19 protein-coding genes are annotated in these 18,951 nt (G+C 57.8%); 15 read left to right on the top strand and 4 right to left on the bottom strand.

Annotated elements, in window-relative coordinates; all coding sequences use genetic code 11:
• Nucleotides 1–64 precede the first annotated feature (64 nt).
• From AC2FFB_RS08785 to AC2FFB_RS08725, 13 genes are all read left to right on the top strand, one after another.
• A complete protein-coding gene (locus AC2FFB_RS08785) occupies nucleotides 65–1,084 on the top strand; it encodes a TRAP transporter substrate-binding protein (protein WP_271949076.1) in 1,020 nt (339 codons plus the stop codon).
• Nucleotides 1,085–1,141: 57 nt separating this feature from the next.
• Nucleotides 1,142–1,648 (top strand): TRAP transporter small permease, encoded by a 507-nt coding sequence (locus AC2FFB_RS08780; RefSeq protein WP_496691527.1) that lies wholly within the window; start codon nucleotides 1,142–1,144, stop codon nucleotides 1,646–1,648.
• Nucleotides 1,645–2,997, top strand: a complete 1,353-nt coding sequence (locus tag AC2FFB_RS08775) for a TRAP transporter large permease (protein ID WP_496874792.1) — start codon at nucleotides 1,645–1,647, stop codon at nucleotides 2,995–2,997. Before AC2FFB_RS08780 ends, AC2FFB_RS08775 begins: the two co-directional genes overlap by 4 nt.
• The gene (locus AC2FFB_RS08770) at nucleotides 2,997–4,184 is read left to right on the top strand and encodes a cytochrome P450 (protein WP_496713569.1); all 1,188 of its coding nucleotides are present in this window, start codon (nucleotides 2,997–2,999) and stop codon (nucleotides 4,182–4,184) included. The genes AC2FFB_RS08775 and AC2FFB_RS08770 overlap by 1 nt, the downstream gene beginning before the upstream one ends.
• 106 nt (nucleotides 4,185–4,290) lie before the next feature.
• Nucleotides 4,291–6,321, top strand: coding sequence for a phenylacetic acid degradation bifunctional protein PaaZ (gene paaZ / locus AC2FFB_RS08765; RefSeq protein WP_496689211.1), 2,031 nt, complete (start codon nucleotides 4,291–4,293; stop codon nucleotides 6,319–6,321).
• A 49-nt stretch (nucleotides 6,322–6,370) separates the two neighbouring features.
• The gene (locus AC2FFB_RS08760) at nucleotides 6,371–7,186 is read left to right on the top strand and encodes a PaaX family transcriptional regulator C-terminal domain-containing protein (RefSeq protein WP_496713573.1); all 816 of its coding nucleotides are present in this window, start codon (nucleotides 6,371–6,373) and stop codon (nucleotides 7,184–7,186) included.
• A 202-nt stretch (nucleotides 7,187–7,388) separates the two neighbouring features.
• A complete protein-coding gene (gene pcaF, locus AC2FFB_RS08755; RefSeq protein WP_282021795.1) occupies nucleotides 7,389–8,591 on the top strand; it encodes a 3-oxoadipyl-CoA thiolase in 1,203 nt (400 codons plus the stop codon).
• 15 nt (nucleotides 8,592–8,606) lie between these two features.
• Nucleotides 8,607–9,584, top strand: coding sequence for a 1,2-phenylacetyl-CoA epoxidase subunit PaaA (gene paaA / locus AC2FFB_RS08750; protein WP_496689215.1), 978 nt, complete (start codon nucleotides 8,607–8,609; stop codon nucleotides 9,582–9,584).
• A gap of 23 nt (nucleotides 9,585–9,607) precedes the next feature.
• Nucleotides 9,608–9,892, top strand: a complete 285-nt coding sequence (paaB, locus tag AC2FFB_RS08745; RefSeq protein WP_142639870.1) for a 1,2-phenylacetyl-CoA epoxidase subunit PaaB — start codon at nucleotides 9,608–9,610, stop codon at nucleotides 9,890–9,892.
• Nucleotides 9,892–10,650, top strand: a complete 759-nt coding sequence (paaC, locus tag AC2FFB_RS08740; protein WP_271949058.1) for a 1,2-phenylacetyl-CoA epoxidase subunit PaaC — start codon at nucleotides 9,892–9,894, stop codon at nucleotides 10,648–10,650. The genes paaB and paaC overlap by 1 nt, the downstream gene beginning before the upstream one ends.
• A gap of 5 nt (nucleotides 10,651–10,655) precedes the next feature.
• A complete protein-coding gene (paaD, locus tag AC2FFB_RS08735) occupies nucleotides 10,656–11,117 on the top strand; it encodes a 1,2-phenylacetyl-CoA epoxidase subunit PaaD (RefSeq protein WP_142639942.1) in 462 nt (153 codons plus the stop codon).
• Between the two features lie 13 nt (nucleotides 11,118–11,130).
• Nucleotides 11,131–12,204 carry a 2Fe-2S iron-sulfur cluster-binding protein gene (locus AC2FFB_RS08730; RefSeq protein ID WP_496693794.1) on the top strand — a complete coding sequence of 358 codons (1,074 nt, stop codon included), beginning with the start codon at nucleotides 11,131–11,133 and terminating at the stop codon, nucleotides 12,202–12,204.
• A 13-nt stretch (nucleotides 12,205–12,217) separates the two neighbouring features.
• Nucleotides 12,218–12,979: a Phenylacetic acid catabolic protein gene (locus tag AC2FFB_RS08725; RefSeq protein WP_271949049.1), complete on the top strand. Its 762-nt coding sequence runs from the start codon at nucleotides 12,218–12,220 to the stop codon at nucleotides 12,977–12,979.
• Nucleotides 12,980–13,012: 33 nt separating this feature from the next.
• On the opposite strand, the gene AC2FFB_RS08720 is transcribed toward AC2FFB_RS08725, so the two are convergent.
• The 4 genes from AC2FFB_RS08720 to AC2FFB_RS08705 form a co-directional block, all read right to left on the bottom strand.
• Nucleotides 13,013–13,753, bottom strand: coding sequence for a maleate cis-trans isomerase family protein (locus AC2FFB_RS08720; protein ID WP_142639862.1), 741 nt, complete (start codon nucleotides 13,751–13,753; stop codon nucleotides 13,013–13,015).
• An 8-nt stretch (nucleotides 13,754–13,761) separates the two neighbouring features.
• Nucleotides 13,762–14,925 carry a M24 family metallopeptidase gene (locus tag AC2FFB_RS08715; protein ID WP_496689223.1) on the bottom strand — a complete coding sequence of 388 codons (1,164 nt, stop codon included), beginning with the start codon at nucleotides 14,923–14,925 and terminating at the stop codon, nucleotides 13,762–13,764.
• Nucleotides 14,922–16,076 (bottom strand): amidohydrolase, encoded by a 1,155-nt coding sequence (locus AC2FFB_RS08710; RefSeq protein WP_496713577.1) that lies wholly within the window; start codon nucleotides 16,074–16,076, stop codon nucleotides 14,922–14,924. Before AC2FFB_RS08710 ends, AC2FFB_RS08715 begins: the two co-directional genes overlap by 4 nt.
• 105 nt (nucleotides 16,077–16,181) lie before the next feature.
• Nucleotides 16,182–16,646, bottom strand: coding sequence for an Lrp/AsnC family transcriptional regulator (locus AC2FFB_RS08705; RefSeq protein ID WP_271949042.1), 465 nt, complete (start codon nucleotides 16,644–16,646; stop codon nucleotides 16,182–16,184).
• Nucleotides 16,647–16,747: 101 nt separating this feature from the next.
• On the opposite strand from AC2FFB_RS08705, the gene AC2FFB_RS08700 reads away from it, so the two are divergent.
• Together AC2FFB_RS08700 and AC2FFB_RS08695 are read left to right on the top strand one after the other, a co-directional pair.
• Nucleotides 16,748–17,821 carry a pyridoxal-phosphate dependent enzyme gene (locus AC2FFB_RS08700; RefSeq protein ID WP_496874791.1) on the top strand — a complete coding sequence of 358 codons (1,074 nt, stop codon included), beginning with the start codon at nucleotides 16,748–16,750 and terminating at the stop codon, nucleotides 17,819–17,821.
• A 23-nt stretch (nucleotides 17,822–17,844) separates the two neighbouring features.
• Nucleotides 17,845–18,897 (top strand): TRAP transporter substrate-binding protein, encoded by a 1,053-nt coding sequence (locus AC2FFB_RS08695; protein WP_496689229.1) that lies wholly within the window; start codon nucleotides 17,845–17,847, stop codon nucleotides 18,895–18,897.
• Nucleotides 18,898–18,951: the final 54 nt, after the last annotated feature.

The following is an 18,951-nucleotide window of genomic DNA, read 5'->3' as shown; positions in this document are numbered from 1 at the left end:
GATGGTTACAAAACGGACTATTAACGCAGATTCAATGTATGTTTCAGAGGGAGGAGACAAAACCATGAAATTCAACAGTTTGAGCACGCTATTGGCCTCAGCCGCCTTGGCCGTTTCGGGCACCGTGGCGCTGGCCGCAGATTATACGCTGACCATATCCAGCTGGGCACCGCCGACCCACGGTATCAACGCGAAGATGTGGCCAAAATTCGTGGAAATGGTTGAAGAGGCCACAGACGGTCAGGTCACCGCCGAACTGAAGTTGGGCATCGCTCCGCCACCAGCACAGATGGATCTGATCATGGATGGCGCGGCGGATGCCTCGATCATTTTCCACGGCTACCAGCCGGGGCGCTTTGTCACCACAAAGATGATAGAACTGCCCGGATATGAAGGCTCGGCAGAGGCCGCATCGGTTGCATATTGGCGCACCTATGACGCGCATCTCAAGGCCGCGGACGAGCATCGCGGCGTGAAAGTGATCGCCCTGCATACCCATGGTCCGGCGCAGCTGCATTCCAGCAGCGCGGTGACCACGCTGGATGAAGTGTCGGGCCTCAAGGTCCGTATCCCGGGTGGGGTTGGCGGTGACGTCGGCACAGCGCTTGGCGCGACCGGCATCCAGGTGCCTGCACCGAAGGTCTATGAAACCCTTGCTTCGAAAGCAGCCGATGGCGTTGTCATGCCGTTTGAATCCCGCAAGGGTTTTAAGCTGACCGAGGTTGCCCAGAACGTTTACGAGGTTCCGGGCGGTCTGTATCGCGGGTCGTTCGCCTTTATCATGAACGAAGAAACGTTTGCCGACCTGCCCCCTGAGCTGCAACAGGCGCTGGAGGAGAATGTGTTCGGTGAACCGCTGAGCCGCGAAATCGGCAAGATCTGGGACGAGATCGACGGGATCGGCCGCGAGGCGACCGAAGCCACTGAGGGCAACGCAATCAACGCGGCCTCGGCGGAAGATCTGGAAAAGTTCAACGCGATCGCCGTTGATGTCCGCGCCAAGGTGATTGACGAGGTCAACGGCACCGGTGTTGACGCACAGGCGGCCTATGACATGATCGTAAATGAAATGGCTGCCCAGTAACGCAGTCCGGCTGGCGGGGTCTCTTCGCCAGCCATATTCACCAGTCGGGACCCAATCATGCAATCTCTCGTGACTTTTGCGCGTCGCGTCAGCATCGCTCCGACGCTGCTGGCCTGTATCGCGCTGTTCATCCTGATGGTGATGACCTTTTTTGACGTCATACTGCGGTCTGTCTTCAACGCCCCGATTGAGGCGGCGACTGAGCTGACACGTATTCTCATGGCGATCATGGTGTTTTCGGTTCTGCCGATGATCTCAGCCGGAAAGGGTCAGATCGCCGTCGACCTGACGGACGGAGTATTTTCCCGCTTGCGGCTGAGCCGAGCACGTGACGCTGTTGTATATATTGTGTCGGGCGTGATGCTCATCTGGCCGATCAAACGCGTCTGGATTCTTGCCGAGCGCGCACGGGACTATGGTGATGTGACTGAATACCTATCGATCCCGGTATTCTATGTCGGCTGGTTCATCGCCGGGTTCACTGCGATCACGGCCATGGCGATGATTGTCACGGGCCTAATTACTATCTTCTCCCCCCAATCCTTGTCGGAGACCTCTCAATGACCGCCGCACTTATCGGTTTTGCCCTTGTTCTGGTGCTTGTACTGGTGCGTCTGCCTATCGTCTTCGCGATGGGTCTGGTTGGTACGCTTGGGTTCGCCTACGAACGTGGCGGCAGCATCTTTTCGGAGCGCGGCTTGAAGGCGGCGATGTCGATGGTGGGTCGCCAGATCACCGATACGGCACAGGATTACGGATTGTCGGTGGTGCCTCTGTTCATCCTGATGGGCCTGTTCGTGAACAAAGGCGGGCTCGCACGCGAGCTTTATGCGGTGTCCAATGCATTTCTCGGCCATTTCCGGGGCGGCATCGCCATGGCGACTGTCGCGGCCTGCGGCGGGTTCTCGGCAATTTGCGGATCGTCTCTGGCGACCGCGGCCACCATGTCCAAGGTCGCGATGCCGGAAATGCGCCGGTATGGTTATGCGGATGAGCTTTCGACTGCGTCGATTGCAGCGGGTGGCACGCTTGGCATCCTGATCCCGCCCTCGGTGATCCTGGTCATTTATGGCCTGCTGACGGAAACCTCGATTGGCAAACTGTTTGTTGCGGGCATTATCCCCGGTGTGCTTGGCATTCTTTTTTATCTTCTCGCGGTGCGCTGGACCGTCTGGCGCAAACCAGATGCGGGACCGGCAGGCGAACGCCACGGTTGGGTCGAGCGCCTGAGGGCCTTGCGCTCAGTCTGGGCCGTGTTGCTGCTGTTCTTTCTGGTCATTGGCGGGCTTTATGGTGCCTTCGATTTTCAACCGCTGAACCTGACCTTCAGCCCGACCGAGGCGGCGGGGATGGGGGCCATGGGCGCCTTTTTGATTGCTTTGTCGCGCGGCGGGCTTAGCCTGGGTTCAACATTCGAGGTTTTGAAGGAAACCACCGCGACCGCTGCGGCCCTGTTCTCGGTCCTGATCGGGGCGCAGATATTTTCGAACTTCATCAACCTCGCCGGTTTGCCCGAAGCGCTGATCGCCATGGTCACAGCGTATGACGTTGCGCCCTTTGTGGTGATCCTGATGATCCTTGGCATCTACATCATTTTGGGGTGTGTTTTTGAATCCCTGTCGATGCTACTGCTGACCGTGCCGATCTTTTTTCCTCTGGTCACATCGCTGGGATATGACCCGATCTGGTTCGGCATTGTTGTGGTCGTCGTCACCGAAATCAGCCTGATCACCCCGCCCGTGGGACTGAACGTGTTCATTCTGAAGGGTGTGGTCGGGGATGTGTCGACTGGGACGATCTTCAGAGGGGTAACTCCGTTCTGGATCGCAGATATCTTTCGGCTGGCCCTGATCGTTCTGGTGCCCTGGCTTGTGCTGGTTCTGCCGGAACAGATGGGGGCGATGGGCCACTGATGTTTGCGCTGACCAAGCTGCCTGACGGGTTCCACGATGATCCCTATCCTACCTATAGGGCGCTGCGTGAAGATACGCCCGTCTGCCTGCAACCCGATGGGTCGGTGATCCTGTCACGACATCAGGATCTGGACATCATCTATCGGGACACAACGCGATTCATTTCGGACAAGAAGGCCGTGTTTGGCCCCAAATACGGGGTGGATAGCCCATTGTTTGAACATCACACCACCAGTCTTGTGTTCAATGATCCGCCCTTGCACTCGCGTGTCCGCAAGGTGATGGTCGGCGCGATGAACCCGCGCGCTTTGGCGCAAATGGAGCCGGGTCTGATTGAACTTGTCGACGGGCTGTTGGATCAAATGCAGGCCAAGGGCACAGTTGAGTTGATCGAGGATTTTGCCGGGGCGATCCCGATCGAGATCATCGGCAACCTGCTGGGCATCCCTCGGTCCGAGCGTGAGCCGTTGCGTGAGTGGTCCTTGGCCATTCTCGGGGCGTTGGAACCGCAGCTGACGCCCGAGCAGGAAGATTGGGGCAACCGCGCAGTCCGCGAGTTCAAAGCCTTTCTGCGCGATATCATCGACGACCGCAGGGCCAACCCGGGCAACCCGGAGACCGATGTATTGACCCGGTTGATACAGGATGACACCGAGGGCGGCCTGACCGAGGTTGAACTGTACCAGAACTGCATCTTCATTCTGAATGCCGGGCATGAGACCACGACAAACCTGATAGGCAACGCTTTGGATCTGTTGGACCGCCACAGGGATAAGCGGACCGAGCTGTTGGTTAATCCAGACCTGATTTCTACCGCAGTGGACGAGTTTTTGCGTCTGGAAAGCCCGAACCAGTTCGGCAATCGCCTGACCACTGAAGAGGTGGAATTTCACGGACATGTCATTCCAGCAGGAACCGATCTGCATCTTTGCATCGGCGCGGCCAACCGCGATCCGCGACAATTTGATTTCCCCGATGACATGATGTTGGATCGCCGTCCCAACAAGCACCACGCGTTTGCGGGCGGGCCGCATACTTGCGTTGGTTTGACCTTGGCCCGGATGGAAGGTCGGGTTGCCGTTAGCCGGTTTTTGAACCGGTTCCCTGATTACCAGATCACGGAAAGTGCTCAGCGTGGGGGGCGTATCCGGTTTCGGGGGTTCGCCCACCTGCCCGCGCAGGTTTGAACTAGCCGTGCTGCTTGTTCTGAAATTTATTGACCGACCGTACGGTTAATAATAAGATATCGCAAATGCCCCGCGCGCTAGCCCTGCCGCGAGTAAGGAGAAACCTATGACGATCCAACAGATTTCCAGTTTTGCTGCGGGCGAGTGGATTGCGCCGGGGGCAGGTGCCCGCAACATCGCAAGCGCGGTGACGGGAGAGGTGATCGCAACAGCCGGAAACAACGCCTTGGACGTTCAGGGAATGCTGGATCATGCGCGCAATGTTGGTGGTCCTGCGCTGCGTAAGATGACGTTTCACCAGCGGGCCAAGATGCTCAAGGCGCTGTCTGTTCATCTGGGCAAGCACAAGCAGGCGATGTACGATCTGTCCTTCAATACCGGCGCAACCCAGGCGGATCATCTGATCGACATTGACGGCGGTATTGGCACGATGTTCGTCTTTGCCTCAAAAGGGCGGCGCGAGATGCCGGACGGCCATGTCTATCTCGACGGCGAGGTCGAGCAGCTTTCGCGCAATGGCACCTTTCTGGGGCAACATATCTGCACCCCGTTGAAAGGTGTTGCGATCCATATCAACGCTTTCAACTTTCCGGTCTGGGGCATGCTGGAAAAGCTGGCTCCGACTCTTCTGGCGGGGGTTCCGGCTATCGTCAAACCGGCCACAAATTCCTGCTATGTGACCGAGCTGTGCGTTCGGCTGATGCTCGAGTCGGGCATATTGCCCAACGGTGCATTGCAACTGGTGTCAGGCGGGCTGGGCGACATGCTCGATCGCCTGACCATGCAGGATGTGGTCAGCTTTACAGGCTCGGCGGATACGGCGCTGAAGCTGCGCGCGAACCCCGTAATCCTGGAGAATTCGGTCCGGTTCGTGGCGGAGCAGGACAGCTTGAACTGCTCGGTCCTGGGCCCTGATGCCGCGCCGGGAACGCCCGAATTCGATCTGTTCGTCAAAGAGGTTCAGCGCGAGATGACCACCAAGGCGGGTCAGAAATGCACTGCCATCCGCAGGATCATCGCGCCCGAGCCGCATGTGCAGGCCGTGATTGAGGCGCTGTCCGCGCGTTTGGCAAAGACCACCATCGGGGATCCGAAACTGGAAACCACCCGAATGGGTGCGCTGGTCTCGGCCAGTCAGAAGCGCGATGTTTTGGAGAAGGCCGTGATTATAGGGCACGAGGCCGAGTGCGTCTTTGGCAACCCGGACGACTTCGTGGTCGATGGGGCCGATGCAGATAAGGGCGCCTTTCTGCCACCGATGCTGTTCCATTGCAGCGATCCCGATGCCGCGCTACGTGTGCATGATACCGAAGCCTTTGGGCCCGTCAGTACAATCATGGGCTATCGCGATACCGACCACGCGATTGAGCTGGCGAACAGAGGGCAGGGGTCTCTGGTGGCCTCAGTCATCACACATGATGCTGATGTTGCCCGCAAATTTGTTATGGGGGCAGGGGCCTATCATGGGCGGCTCTATTTCAACAACCGAGACTCGATGAAAGAATCCACAGGCCATGGCTCTCCTTTACCGCATATGGTCCATGGCGGTCCCGGCCGTGCTGGCGGTGGCGAGGAAATGGGCGGTGTGCGCGGTGTGATGCATTATATGCAACGTACGGCGATTCAAGGATCGCCGGACATATTGACAGCTATTGGCGAGAGATGGGTGCCGGGTGCAGCCGAGATCAATGCGCCAGCCCATCCATTTACACGCCGCTATCACGATCTGGCCATTGGTGAGACGATCCACACCGCACCGCGGACCGTGACCATGGAAGACATTGAACATTTCGCCGAATTCACCGGCGACACCTTCTATGCCCATATGGATCAGGCCGCAGCTGAGCGTAACCCGTTCTTTCCGGGCCGGGTCGCGCATGGATATCTTTTGCTGTCATTCGCGGCGGGTCTTTTTGTGGAACCGAACGAGGGGCCGGTCCTGGCCAATACTGGGCTCGATAACCTGCGCTTTATGAAACCGGTAGAGGCAGGCGACAGCATCAAGGTGCGCCTGACGGTCAAAAAGAAAACCCGCCGCAATGATGAATATGGCGAGGTGCGCTGGCATGTCACCCTGACCCAGCAAGATGATGAGCCTGTGGCCGAATATGAGCTGCTGACCATGGTGGCCTACTAAGATTCTTGGGCCGGATGGTAATTCGATCTGGCCCGATTATACTTGCCGTATGAAAGATTCAGCCCCTGATTGGTTTGAAACCTGCGTTAGCCATCTGACCTCTGAGGGTACGCAACGGGTGTGGTCCGTGCTGGTGACGATATTCGGTGATCTGGCGCAGGAAGAAACAGATCAGATAAGTGGTGCGGTGATCACCGCACTGACCAGCCTTGCCGGGATCAAGGCCGAAGCCACGCGTGTTGCCCTGCATCGGCTGCGCAAGGATGGCTGGATTGAAAGCACCCGCAAAGGGCGCAGCAGCTTTCACCGCCTGACCGCGTTTGGCCGTCATCAGAGTGTGACCGCCGCACCGCGTATCTATGCCAAGGAAGCGCCGGAACCCGGCCTCTGGCATGTACTTATCGCCAGCAATTCGGACCCATCGCGCAAAGAATTGGCTGACCTGATGCTGACTGGGGACTACATCTCTCTCAATCCCGCAACGTCGATGGCTCCGGGTCAGGTTCCGGCGGGTCTTGAAGAGCTGATGGGCGTGGAAAGCAGTGCTATCTCTGTTCCTGGCTGGCTTCGGGATCTCTGCGGGCCAGAGGCGTTGAAAACCGCCTATGATCAGTTCTTGAGATCGACACAGATCATCGACCAAGAGATGCCATCTGAGGGGGCGGGCGACCCGATGAAGACGGCCATTCTGCGTGTCCTGATCGTGCATAATTGGCGCCGTATTGTTCTGCGCCATCCCGCCTTTCCTGCAGCGTTTCTGCCCGCTGACTGGAAAGGCCCTACATGCCGGGCGGCTGTATCTCAGTTGTTGGAAAAACTGCCGCGCCCTGATCTGGAATCCTTGGAAGCCGAGCTGGACAGCTAGGTTTTCTTTAGCGTCACCTATCTGATCCGCCCGATGCTGGTCATTCGGCGATTATTGCGGCGTTTCTCTCGCGCCAAATGTTACAGAAAAGCAAAAAAAGAAAAAGAACTCGTAACATTAAGCTTGCCTCGAATCGATGGACGCCCTAAAAACCGACCATGCGGTCAATGATACGGATCAGCACCTACAGGAGAATTAAGTGATGGACGCATTCATTTGCGACGCGACGCGCACTCCGATTGGGCGATATGGGGGGGCTTTGTCGTCAGTCAGGACAGATGATCTGGCCGCGATTCCATTGGCCGCCCTGAAAGAGCGCAACCCGCAGGTTGATTGGGCCAGCGTTGATGATGTGATCTATGGCGATGCCAATCAGGCGGGTGAAAGCAACCGCAATGTGGCGCGGATGGCGGCCTTGTTGGCTGGATTGCCGGTTGATGTGCCTGGAACAACAGTGAACCGATTGTGCGCCAGTGGAATGGATGCGGTTGGAATGGCAGCGCGGGGCATCAAGGCGGGCGATTATGATCTGGCTGTGGCCGGCGGTGTCGAAAGCATGTCGCGCGCGCCCTTTGTGATGCCCAAGGCGACCTCGGCCTTTACCCGCAGCAATGCGGTCTATGACACCACAATCGGTTGGCGCTTTGTGAACCCGAAGATGAAACAGGCCTATGGCATCGACTCGATGCCGCAAACGGCCGACAATGTGGCCGAAGACTTTGGTATCAGCCGCGATGACCAAGATGCTTTTGCGGCGCGCAGTCAGGCCCGATGGGCCGCCGCGCATGAGGCAGGTCTGTTCCGGGATGAAATCACCCCGGTCACGATCCCGCAACGCAAGGGCGATCCGATCATTGTTGATACGGATGAACATCCGCGCCCAGATGTTACCGTGGACAAACTGTCTGGTCTCAAAGGTGTCAACGGGCCGGATAAGACGGTGACCGCTGGCAACGCCTCGGGCGTCAATGACGGCGCTGCGGCCATTTTGATGGCCAATGAGGCGGCAGCGTCAAAGAACGGCCTGACCCCGATGGCCCGAGTCGTGGGCATGTCTGTCGCCGGGGTTGAGCCGCGTGTCATGGGCATTGGCCCGGTTCCGGCTAGCCGCAAAGTTTTGGCCCGCGCCGGGCTGAGCATCGAGCAAATGGACGTGATAGAGTTGAATGAGGCCTTCGCGTCCCAGGGTCTGGCGACACTGCGCGAACTGGGTCTGCCAGACGACGCGCCACAGGTGAACCCGAATGGGGGCGCGATTGCCATTGGCCACCCGTTGGGCATGTCCGGCGCAAGGTTGGTTATGACCGCGGCCTATCAGTTGCGGCGCACGGGCGGGCGATACGCGCTGTGCACCATGTGTGTCGGCGTCGGTCAGGGCGCAGCGCTTATTCTTGAACGCGTATAGGGGAGATGACGGGACATGTATGCTCAGATGGTTAAGTCCGAGGCGACACAGGAAGATCCTGCAAAGCTCGCTGCCTTTCAGTCGCGCATAGACGCTGACGAAAAGATCGAACCCAAGGATTGGATGCCCGAAGGCTATCGCAAGACGCTGATCCGCCAGATCGGCCAGCACGCCCATTCCGAAATCGTTGGACAACTGCCCGAGGCGAACTGGATCACACGGGCACCCACACTGGAACGCAAGGCGATCCTGTTGGCAAAAGTTCAGGACGAGGCCGGGCATGGTCTGTACCTTTACTGCGCCGCCGAAACACTGGGTGTCAGCCGGGATGAGATCACCGAAATGCTGCTGGACGGGCGCATGAAATACTCGTCCATCTTCAACTATCCCACCCTGAACTGGGCTGATGTTGGTGCCGTTGGCTGGCTGGTGGATGGCGCCGCGATCATGAACCAGGTGCCGTTGCAGCGCACGTCTTACGGTCCCTATTCACGCGCCATGATCCGCATCTGCAAAGAAGAGAGCTTTCATCAGCGTCAGGGCTATGACGCCATCCGCAAGATGGCCGAAGGCACGCCGGACCAGAAACGAATGGCGCAGGACGCTTTGAACCGCTTTTGGTACCCATCGCTGATGATGTTTGGACCGTCCGACAAGGACTCGGTGCATTCGACGCAGTCGATGAAATGGAAGATTAAGATGAACACCAATGACGAGCTGCGTCAGAAATTCGTCGATCAGACTGTGCCACAGGCCGAGTATCTGGGCCTGACCATCCCTGACCCAAAGCTGAATTGGAACGACGATCGCGGCCATTATGATTTCTCAGAACCCGACTGGTCTGAGTTCTTCGATGTCATCAGTGGCAATGGCCCCTGCAACACCGACCGGCTGGCCGCCCGAAACCAAGCCTGGGACGACGGCAAATGGGTGCGCGACGGGCTGATGGCCCATGCCGAAAAGAAACGCTCTGGCACAGTGGCTGCCGAATAAGTCGACCCTGAGGAGGAAACCCGATGAAAAACGAATGGCCCTTGTGGGAAGTCTTTATCCGCGGTCAGCATGGTATGAGTCACCGTCACGTCGGCTCGTTGCATGCCCCTGACGCGGAGATGGCCATCAAGAACGCGCGCGATGTCTATACCCGCCGCAACGAAGGTGTGTCGATCTGGGTGGTCGAGGCGAATAATATCTCGGCCTCCTCGCCCAGCGACAAGGGCCCATTATACGAGCCCAGCGAAAGCAAGGTCTATCGTCACCCGACCTTTTTCGACATCCCCGATGAAGTGGGGGCCATGTGATGGACCGGGACACGGCATTTGTACAATTCCTTCTACGGATGGGCGACAACGACCTGGTCCTTGGCCATCGCGTCAGCGAATGGTGCGGCCATGCGCCGGTGCTGGAAGAGGATATCGCACTGGCCAACACGGCCTTGGACCTGATCGGGCAGACTCAGATGTGGTTGGGTCTGGCGGGGGAAATCCAAGGCGGCAAAACTGCTGACGATCTGGCCTTTCTGCGCGATGCCTGGGATTTCCGCAATGTGCTGCTGGTCGAGGTTCCCAATGGGGATTTTGGCCGGACCCTGATGCGCCAGTTCCTGTTCGATGCATGGCATTCCATCATGCTGGGACGCTTGCTCAACTCTACGGATGACCGTGTCGCGGCCATTGCCGCGAAAGCCAGTAAAGAGGTGGCATATCACCTGGAACGCTCGGGCGACACGGTGGTTGGTCTGGGGGACGGAACAGCGGAAAGCCACGCCCGGATGCAGTCGGCTCTGGACTACCTGTGGCCGTATGTAGGCGAGATGTTCACCAGCGACGAAGTTGACGCCGAGATGGTCGCGGCGGGCATTGCGCCGAACCCCGCGGATCTGAGCGCGGAGTTTGACGCTTTGGTGCAGCGGATCCTGTCCGAGGCGACCTTGACGATCCCGGAAGGCGCGTTTGCCCATAAAGGTGGGCGTGACGGGCGGATGCATACGGAACATCTGGGTCATCTGTTGACACAGATGCAGTGGCTGCAACGCGCCTATCCCGAAGCAAGCTGGTAACGCCGATGGATCGGGCATCGACCAAACAAATCTGGGAATGGCTGGATGCTGTTCCTGACCCTGAAATTCCGGTGATTTCGGTGGTCGATCTTGGCATTGTGCGCGATGTGCAGTGGCAGGACGAGACGTTGAAGGTGACGGTCACTCCAACCTATTCCGGCTGTCCGGCAACATCCATTATCAGCCTGGATATCGAAACCGCCTTGCACGATCGCGGGATCAGTGACGTGCAGATCGAAACCAGCATCGCCCCGGCCTGGACCACCGACTGGCTCAGCGAAAAGGGCCGCGCCCGGTTGGAAGACTATGGCATTGCCCCGCCGCAACCGGCAGGCGGCCCGGATCGCTGTCCACGCTGCGGCAGCAAAGCGGTCGAGAAGGTCAGCCAGTTCGGTTCGACGCCTTGCAAGGCGCATTGGCGATGCACCGACTGCCTGGAACCATTTGACTATTTCAAGTGCATCTGAGGAGGACCACCGGATGGCACGTTTCCACGACCTGAAAGTCACAGATATCCACAAAACCACTCGCGATGCGGTGGTGGTGACACTGGAACCTGTGAACGGCGCTGCAGATCAGTTCGATTTCACCGCCGGTCAATATCTGACATTTCGTCGCGAATTTGAGGGCGAAGAACTGCGCCGGTCCTACTCGATCTGCGCGGGCAAGGATGAAGGCGTGCTGCAGGTTGGCATCAAACGCGTTGAAGGCGGCGCCTTTTCCGGATGGGCGAATACTGAACTGAATATCGGCGACATCGTCGAGGCCATGCCGCCGATGGGCAGCTTTCATACTCCGATAGATGCGGGTGCGGAAAAGCAATATCTGGGCTTTGCAGGGGGCTCGGGGATTACGCCGGTGCTGTCGATCCTCAAAACGACCCTCGCACAGGAACCGCAATCACGCTTTACCCTTATCTATGCCAATAAGGGCATCAACACGATCATGTTCCGCGAGGATCTCGAAGACCTCAAGAACCTCTATATGGGTCGCCTCAACGTGATCCACGTTCTTGAGACGGATTCACAAGAGATCGAGCTGTTCACCGGTTTGGTGACCCAGGAAAAATGCGCGCAGCTGTTCAAACATTGGGTCGATATCGACCATGTCGACACCGCATTTATCTGCGGCCCGGAACCGATGATGCTGGGCATTGCCGCCGCATTGCGCGAACACGGACTGGATGACAGCCAGATCAAGTTTGAACTGTTCGCCAGCGCCCAGCCCGGACGGGCCAAGGCTAAGCCCGTTTCGGCAGAAACGGGTACGCAGGGCAATCAAAGCAGCGCGTCGATCACGCTGGATGGATCCACTCAGACCGTGACCATACCCAAGGACCAATCCATCCTTGAGGCGGCCCTTGCAAACGCTATGGATGCCCCGTTTGCCTGCAAGGCGGGTGTCTGTTCGACCTGCCGCTGCAAGGTGCTTGAGGGTGAGGTCGAGATGCTCGCCAATCACGCGCTGGAAGATTACGAAGTGGAAAAAGGCTATGTGCTAAGCTGCCAGGCCTACCCGGTAACAGACCGCGTGGTCGTCGATTACGACCGGTAGAAAGGGGGCAGATATGTCCGATTCAATGACACTCGACAGCTATCTGGCCGCAGGCGGTGTTCTGACCAACCCATCGAACGTGCCGCCTCGCTATCGGGCCGAGCTGATGAAGCTGATGGCGACATTTGTCGACAGCGAACTGGCTGGGGCTGCCGGGTTTGCCGACATCATCAATCAGGGGCCGGGGATCAAGGAACGGATCGCCGCCGCAAAGATCGTGCTGGAAAAGTCAGACCACGCAAATTGTGTTCTCAGCATCATGGGCGAATTTGGCGCAGATACCGAACGCTATGCCAATCACCATCCTTGGACCATGCGCTTGTCGCGGGATGCGGATATAGGGGCCACCCGGTCCGAGCATGACATGCGTCTGGCGGTGTTCAACTATCCGCTGTCCGGCTGGACAGACGCTGTGGTCATGAACCTGCTGATGAGCCGCGCGGTGGCCGAACAACTGGCCGAGTATTCCACCATCTCGTATCAGCCTCTGGCCGAAGCCTTCCGATCCATCGCCCCGGTCGAGGCACATCATGGCGAGCTGGCGTTGGAAGGGGCGGTCAAACTGATCGAGAACGGTGCGGCGGACGACATGCAGAACTCGGTCACTTACTGGTGGCCTCGGGTTGCGGTGTCCTTCGGCGGCGATGACCCGAAACGGTTCGAGCTGTTGAAATCAATGGGCCTGCGTCGCAACACAAACAGCGCATTGCAGGACCGTTGGGGCCAGACAATGGCTGCAACTCTGGCAACGCTTGGCCTCAAATCGCCTGCTTGAACGAAAGCGCCCTAGGCGGACACCCTTCTCGCTCTATCCAAAGAGCCGTCCGAACTGAGGGTTGAGGTCCTCAATGCCGGCCAATCGAAGCATATGCCAGGCAAGCGCCTGATTACTGGAAATGACTGGAATCCCGATCTTTTCTTCTGCCTGAACAATGACGTCAAGGCATCGCAGATTCGTGCAAGAGACAATGACAGCATCGCAGGGCGCTTGAGCCGCGACCTTTTCAATAGCGTCAAGGATCGACCCTTCTGTGATCCGCGCAACAACGCGATCATTTCCTTCCTCGAACGACCCGAAACCTGCGATTTCGAAACCGGCCTGTTCCAGCTTTGTGCGCATCCCAGCGGAAACTTCGGGAATATAGGGGGTGACGAAGCCCAATCGTCGGGCTCCTAAATGCTGACCGGCAGCGATGATTGCCGCCAACGGATCTGTCACACGTGCATCCGGGCAGACCGTCTTTATCACCTTGGCCACATTCTCGGACCCGATCACGGTCGAGGCCGAGGTACAGCCAAATCCGATTGCATCAAAGCTGAGCGATGGTGGCAAAAGCCGTGCCGTCGCAGGCAAGTCCTGTTCCATCCGTGCCAATGTGTCGGGTCGGATTTCGGGCACCATCGGAATCCGGCTGTGATAGAGCGCGACACCAGCTAGGCACATGATCCGAGAGAATTCGTTCTCTAACGTCTCGTCAGTCTCAAGAACAATCACACCCAGATTGGCGCGGGTGCCAATGCCTTCGTCTGTTTCGAAATCAAGCTTCATGATTGGCCTCAGATGATTGGTAGTTCAGGCGCGGCGCGTTTGGTCAAAAGCTCCGCCCCACTTGCACGTATGACGATGTTCTCTTCGTGCACCATGACCCGACCGTCGCCATAGCCAAGCGATGGTTCAAGGGTCAGTACCATATTTTCGGCGATCTCGGTTGTATCCCAACTGGTGTGCGAGGGCCATTCGGTCAGCTGCATGCCAAGCCCATGACCCAGCCTGCCGACGTCACCACCCTGATCGTCGAGCTCCGTGATCACCTTCTGCATCGCTTGAAACAATTCTCGGCAAGTCGCTCCGGGGCGAGCTGCGGCCATCCCGGCCTCAGTCGCGCGCCAAAGAACATCATATGCATGGCGTGAGGCGTCATCGGCGCGGCCAATGGCCCAATTCCGATCGAAGTCGCAAAAATACCCGTCCCAGTTGGAACCGGTGTCGAGCATCAGCACATCGCCGCGCGCCAGTGGTCGGCGGGACGGGGGCGAGATGACGTCGTGATAGCCGCCCGTATCCGCACCGCCGACCAAATACGGAACATCATCGGCACCCTGCGCCAGCCCTTCGCGCCGAAAGGAGCGGAACACATCCTCAAGCGGCTGCCCTTCGCGGGCGATTTCGGGCACCTGCTCAAATGTGCGCGACCCGATGGCGCAGATATAGGTGAGTTTTTCGATCTCGGCCTCGGATTTCACCATTCGCAAGCCCCGGACGATCTCGGTCGCGTCAGTGATCTTTAGCCCATTCAGGCCCACCAACAGCCGCTCATAATCGCCAAGCGGCATCCGTAAATGGGTTTCGTGGCCCTTCATCAGGCCGACAGTCTCGCCGCGGCTGGCAAGCGGCGCCAGCAGATCGGTCAACAGCCCGATACCGTCATCCTTTGGTGCAGGTGCGCCCCAGGTGCGGATATCTGTGACCCAGGTTCGCCGCATAAGGTCTGCGCCGATCTCAGGGATGATTGCGATGGGCTTGCCGGATGCCGGGATGAACAGGAACCATGGGCGGGTCGGGCTTTGCCAAAACAGCGTGTGGAACCCGCTGAAATAGCGCACATCCGGTTCAGTTGTCAGCAATATGCCCGCCATACCGGTTTCGGCCATCTTTGTCTGCGCCGCTGCGGTACGCGTTGCGAATTCTTGTTGGTCAAAACCACGTCGTGGGGCGTTCATGACTTTTGATCCTTTCGCAGGGGCAACCGGTCCTGAACCAATCGGACCCAGAATTCAGCTCCGATCGGCAGCAGTTCATCATTGAAATCATAGTCAGAAGCATGAAGCGGTTGGCCATGTGGCCCGGTCTCGCCATTGCCCAGCAAAAGGAAGCATCCTGGCACGGCGGTCGAAAACTGGGCGAAATCCTCTGAAAAACTCATCGGCTGCCGATCCTTGATCAGGTCACACCCAGCGGCCTCGGCGGCACGATAGACCGCTTGGGCCGGGGCAGCGGCGTTGATGGTCTCGACGAATTGCGTGTCAAAGCTGACCGAGGCCTGAATGCCATGCGCCGCCGCAATCCCCTCGGCGATCTGGCGCATGAACCCTTCGATGGCGCTGCGGTCCTCGGGCGATCTGGCGCGGAAATCTCCTTTGAGAGTGGCGTTGCCCGGTAAGACATTTCGCTGGCCGTCCGTCAGGAATTCGGTCACGGACACTACCGCGCCAGAGGCGGGCGCAAGCTTTCGTGCCACCACGGTCTGCAATGCCACCACAATCTCGGACCCTACGGTAATTGCATCAACGCCGGTTTGTGGCATCGAGGCATGACCGCCCTGGCCTTTAACCGTGATCTCGAACAGGGTTTCACTGTTACAGATAATACCGGTGCGGGTCGAAATCTGACCGGTTGGAGCCCCTGGCAAATTGTGGATTGCATAGATTTCTTCGACCGGAAATTGCTCTAGCACACCGTCGTCGATCATCGCGCGCGCGCCCAGGCCGTGCTCTTCGTTTGGCTGGAATAGAAAAACAACCGTACCGTCAAAGGTAGGTTCTTTCGCCAGACGCTCTGCCGCCCCAAGCAGCATGGTTGTATGTCCATCGTGGCCACAAGCATGCATCACACCGGGTGAGGTAGAGACATAGTCATGGGACGAGGTTTCGGTGATTGGAAGCGCATCCATGTCAGCACGCAGGCCAATGGCTTTGTTGCCACCGCCGGATCGAAGCACACCGAGAACGCCTGCGCCTTCGTGCACTTCGATCCCAAGGGCACGCAGCCGTTCAGCGACAACCGACTTGGTTCGCTTCTCTTGAAAGCCCAGTTCCGGGTGCCTGTGCAAATCCCGCCGAAGCGCGATCATACGGTTTTCTAAATCGCTCATTTCTTCATCCGCGTGTGAGTTGCATCGGTTCTACAGGATAGGGCTGCGTGTTTCGCATCAAATTTCAGGCCCTAAAGCAGAAAAAATTGCACAAAAGCGCCAAGTTCAGATCGGAAGTTCCAGACCAATCTTTGTACGGTCCATCGCGACGGATGTGCGAAATCTGCGGACGTTCGAGTTATCGAAAAACAAGCGATGGGTCAGGTCCTCGAAATCCTCCATGTCCTGCGCGACGCAGATAAGAACAAAGTCGGCATCACCGGTCACATAATAGCATTGCTGAACTTGCGGCTCGTTCCTGGCGCGTTTTCGGAACAGATCGAGTTGCTGAAGCGATTCCCGGTCAAGTTCGACCAGAACAATGAAGGTCATCTTATAGTCAAAGCGCGACGGGTTGAGCACCGCGACCTCTTTCAGGATCAGCCCGGAATCTCGCAACCGCTTGAGCCGCCGCTGCACCGAGGGAACAGAAAGACTGCATTCTTGCGCCAGCTGTTCCAGCCCGATTCGACAATCCCTTTGCAGGGTTCTGAGGATTATCGTGTCTGCATCATCAAGTTGTTGGTTCATGAAAAATCCTCGCGATGGAAGAGGCAGGTTTGAAACATATTATCGAGATTAGGGTCAAATACGATAAATAGAAATAGGTCGGTCATGCACAATCTCTGCACATGGAAAAAGCGGATGAAAAATACATGACAGCGACCGACGACCTAAGCTTCGCCCCGGATTTCGTCCGTGCGCAGGAGTTTTTTCAGGGGCAAGAGACCTACGCTGTATCGCCGCTGATTGAAATCACGGGGCCTGATGGTCAGAGCATTCTGGTCAAGAACGAGACAGAGCGTATGGGGCTTGGCGCGTTCAAAGCTTTGGGGGCGCCCTATGCGGTTGCACGCCTTCTCGAGGATGCATGGCTCGAGAATACCGGTGAAACGCTCTCCCTCACGCGGATGAAGGATGCCGCTTTTCGAGAATTCGCATCTGGCCACACATTCGTCTGCGCAAGTGCAGGCAACCACGGAATGGGCGTTGCGGCTGGGGCGCGGGCGATGGGTGCAAAGGCGCGAATTCATCTGGCGCAGACCGTACCACAAGGGTTCGGCGACCGTCTTAGAACCTTCGGTGCCGAGGTTGTCCGTTCGGGCGATGTTTATGACGAAAGCGTCGCCGCCGCTATTGCTGACGCCAAAACCACCGGTGCCACGCTTTTGGCCGACGGAACCTGGCCTGGTTACACCGAGATTCCGAAACTGGTGATGGAGGGCTATTGCGTCATCGCCGAAGAGTTGCGCGCCCGGTTCGAGGCTTCGGGGCAGTGGCCTACGCATGTCTATCTGCAGGCCGGTGTCGGTGGGTTGGCCGCCGCAATGTCGCATATGATCCGTCTGAACTGGGCGGAACAGCCTGAACTGATCGTTGTCGAACCCGGCGCTGCGTCCTGTTTGCGGGCCAGTCACTTGGCCGGACGGGCCACCCGCAGCGATGGGCCGGATTCGAATATGGGTCGGCTTGACTGCAAGGCACCGTCGATCGTGGCCTGGGATGTGCTCGAGCGCTGCGGCGTGAGCTACGAAACCCTTTCCGAAGAAGAAGGCCAGGCAGCCGCAGAAGCTGTCACAGCACTTGGAATCGCGACCACGCCGTCAGGCGCGGCCGGTTACGGCGCCCTGTGCAAGAGAACCAACCAGCAGGCGAGGACGCAGGATTTACGTCCTCTTGTCATCATCTCAGAAGGGCTCGCATGAGCGGGCAAGAAAGGACTAACAGAATGACATCCATTTTTAGCAAGCTGATAACCTCGGCGGTTTTCGCGGCAGGTCTGTCGACTGCTGCCTTTGCGGACACCTGGAAATTCGCCTCGGAAGAGGACAAAGGCGACGTACAGGATATCTTTGCACAGGCCTTCGCCGAAAGTGTCAAAGAGCAGTCTGATGGCGACATCAAAGTGCGCATCTACTACTATGGTCAGTTGGGTACCGAGAACGATATTGTCGAGCTGACATCTAAGGGTACGGTCCAGTTCGTATCGGTGGGGACCGGTCACCTGGGGTCTTATGTGCCCGAGGCGCAGGTTCTTGATCTGCCCTATGTTCTGGGCGGTGATATCGACGTGATCCGCGAAGTTCTGACCACCAGCCCGACCATCTATGAAGACCTCAGCGAGAAATTCGAGAAGGTGAACCTGAAGCTGCTCACCATGATCTCGGAAGGTGACATGGCCTGGGGTGCCAACAAGGCGATCCGCAGCCCGGCGGATTTTGAAGGCCAGAAAATCCGTACCTTCACTTCGACCATTCCGGTGGAAACCTTCAAGGCGTTTGGCGCCAACCCGACGCCTTTGTCCTGGGGCGAGGTCTATGGCGCGCTGCAGTTGAAGACCGTCGATGGCATGGTGAACCCGATCTATTTCATCTACAACGCCAAGTGGCATGAGGTTCAGGATTACCTAATCTTCCCGGGTCAGCTTCCTTACGTCGGCACTGTTTCCACCAACAGCGATTGGTTCAACGGCCTGCCTGCAGATCAGCAGGAAATGGTCAAGAACGCTATCGCCAAGGGTGAGCAGGCCGCGCATGACTATCAGATCAAGATCAACTTGGAAAACATGGAAAAGATCAAGGCAGAGCGCCCCGATCTGCAGGTCATTGTCCTGACCGAGGACGAGCGCGCTGTCTTTGAAGCCCAAAGCGCCACATTGCATGAAACATTCTTCGATGTGGTCGAAAACGCCTATGACGACGCCGAGAAACCTGCGGCGCGCGCGCAAGCCCAGAAGATCCTCGACGGCCTGCTTAACGAGGTGAGCAATGCGTCGCAATAAAAGCTGACATCACTGAAAGGCGCGGCGTCTCATTCAGACGTCGCGTCTTTCATT

It is taken from the genome of Ruegeria sp. YTSA219 (genome assembly GCF_059609985.1).
Note: the sequence above shows the minus strand (reverse complement) of the source record. Positions and strands in the feature narration are given on the sequence as shown.

Bases quoted from the DNA above. Each gene is read 5' to 3' on its own strand.
- AC2FFB_RS08785 (WP_271949076.1), top strand. From the start codon at position 65: ATGAAATTCAACAGTTTGAGCACGCTATTGGCCTCAGCCGCCTTGGCC.
- AC2FFB_RS08780 (WP_496691527.1), top strand. From the start codon at position 1,142: ATGCAATCTCTCGTGACTTTTGCGCGTCGCGTCAGCATCGCTCCGACG.
- AC2FFB_RS08775 (WP_496874792.1), top strand. From the start codon at position 1,645: ATGACCGCCGCACTTATCGGTTTTGCCCTTGTTCTGGTGCTTGTACTG.
- AC2FFB_RS08770 (WP_496713569.1), top strand. From the start codon at position 2,997: ATGTTTGCGCTGACCAAGCTGCCTGACGGGTTCCACGATGATCCCTAT.
- paaZ (WP_496689211.1), top strand. From the start codon at position 4,291: ATGACGATCCAACAGATTTCCAGTTTTGCTGCGGGCGAGTGGATTGCG.
- AC2FFB_RS08760 (WP_496713573.1), top strand. From the start codon at position 6,371: ATGAAAGATTCAGCCCCTGATTGGTTTGAAACCTGCGTTAGCCATCTG.
- pcaF (WP_282021795.1), top strand. From the start codon at position 7,389: ATGGACGCATTCATTTGCGACGCGACGCGCACTCCGATTGGGCGATAT.
- paaA (WP_496689215.1), top strand. From the start codon at position 8,607: ATGTATGCTCAGATGGTTAAGTCCGAGGCGACACAGGAAGATCCTGCA.
- paaB (WP_142639870.1), top strand. From the start codon at position 9,608: ATGAAAAACGAATGGCCCTTGTGGGAAGTCTTTATCCGCGGTCAGCAT.
- paaC (WP_271949058.1), top strand. From the start codon at position 9,892: ATGGACCGGGACACGGCATTTGTACAATTCCTTCTACGGATGGGCGAC.
- paaD (WP_142639942.1), top strand. From the start codon at position 10,656: ATGGATCGGGCATCGACCAAACAAATCTGGGAATGGCTGGATGCTGTT.
- AC2FFB_RS08730 (WP_496693794.1), top strand. From the start codon at position 11,131: ATGGCACGTTTCCACGACCTGAAAGTCACAGATATCCACAAAACCACT.
- AC2FFB_RS08725 (WP_271949049.1), top strand. From the start codon at position 12,218: ATGTCCGATTCAATGACACTCGACAGCTATCTGGCCGCAGGCGGTGTT.
- AC2FFB_RS08720 (WP_142639862.1), bottom strand. From the start codon at position 13,753: ATGAAGCTTGATTTCGAAACAGACGAAGGCATTGGCACCCGCGCCAAT.
- AC2FFB_RS08715 (WP_496689223.1), bottom strand. From the start codon at position 14,925: ATGAACGCCCCACGACGTGGTTTTGACCAACAAGAATTCGCAACGCGT.
- AC2FFB_RS08710 (WP_496713577.1), bottom strand. From the start codon at position 16,076: ATGAGCGATTTAGAAAACCGTATGATCGCGCTTCGGCGGGATTTGCAC.
- AC2FFB_RS08705 (WP_271949042.1), bottom strand. From the start codon at position 16,646: ATGAACCAACAACTTGATGATGCAGACACGATAATCCTCAGAACCCTG.
- AC2FFB_RS08700 (WP_496874791.1), top strand. From the start codon at position 16,748: ATGGAAAAAGCGGATGAAAAATACATGACAGCGACCGACGACCTAAGC.
- AC2FFB_RS08695 (WP_496689229.1), top strand. From the start codon at position 17,845: ATGACATCCATTTTTAGCAAGCTGATAACCTCGGCGGTTTTCGCGGCA.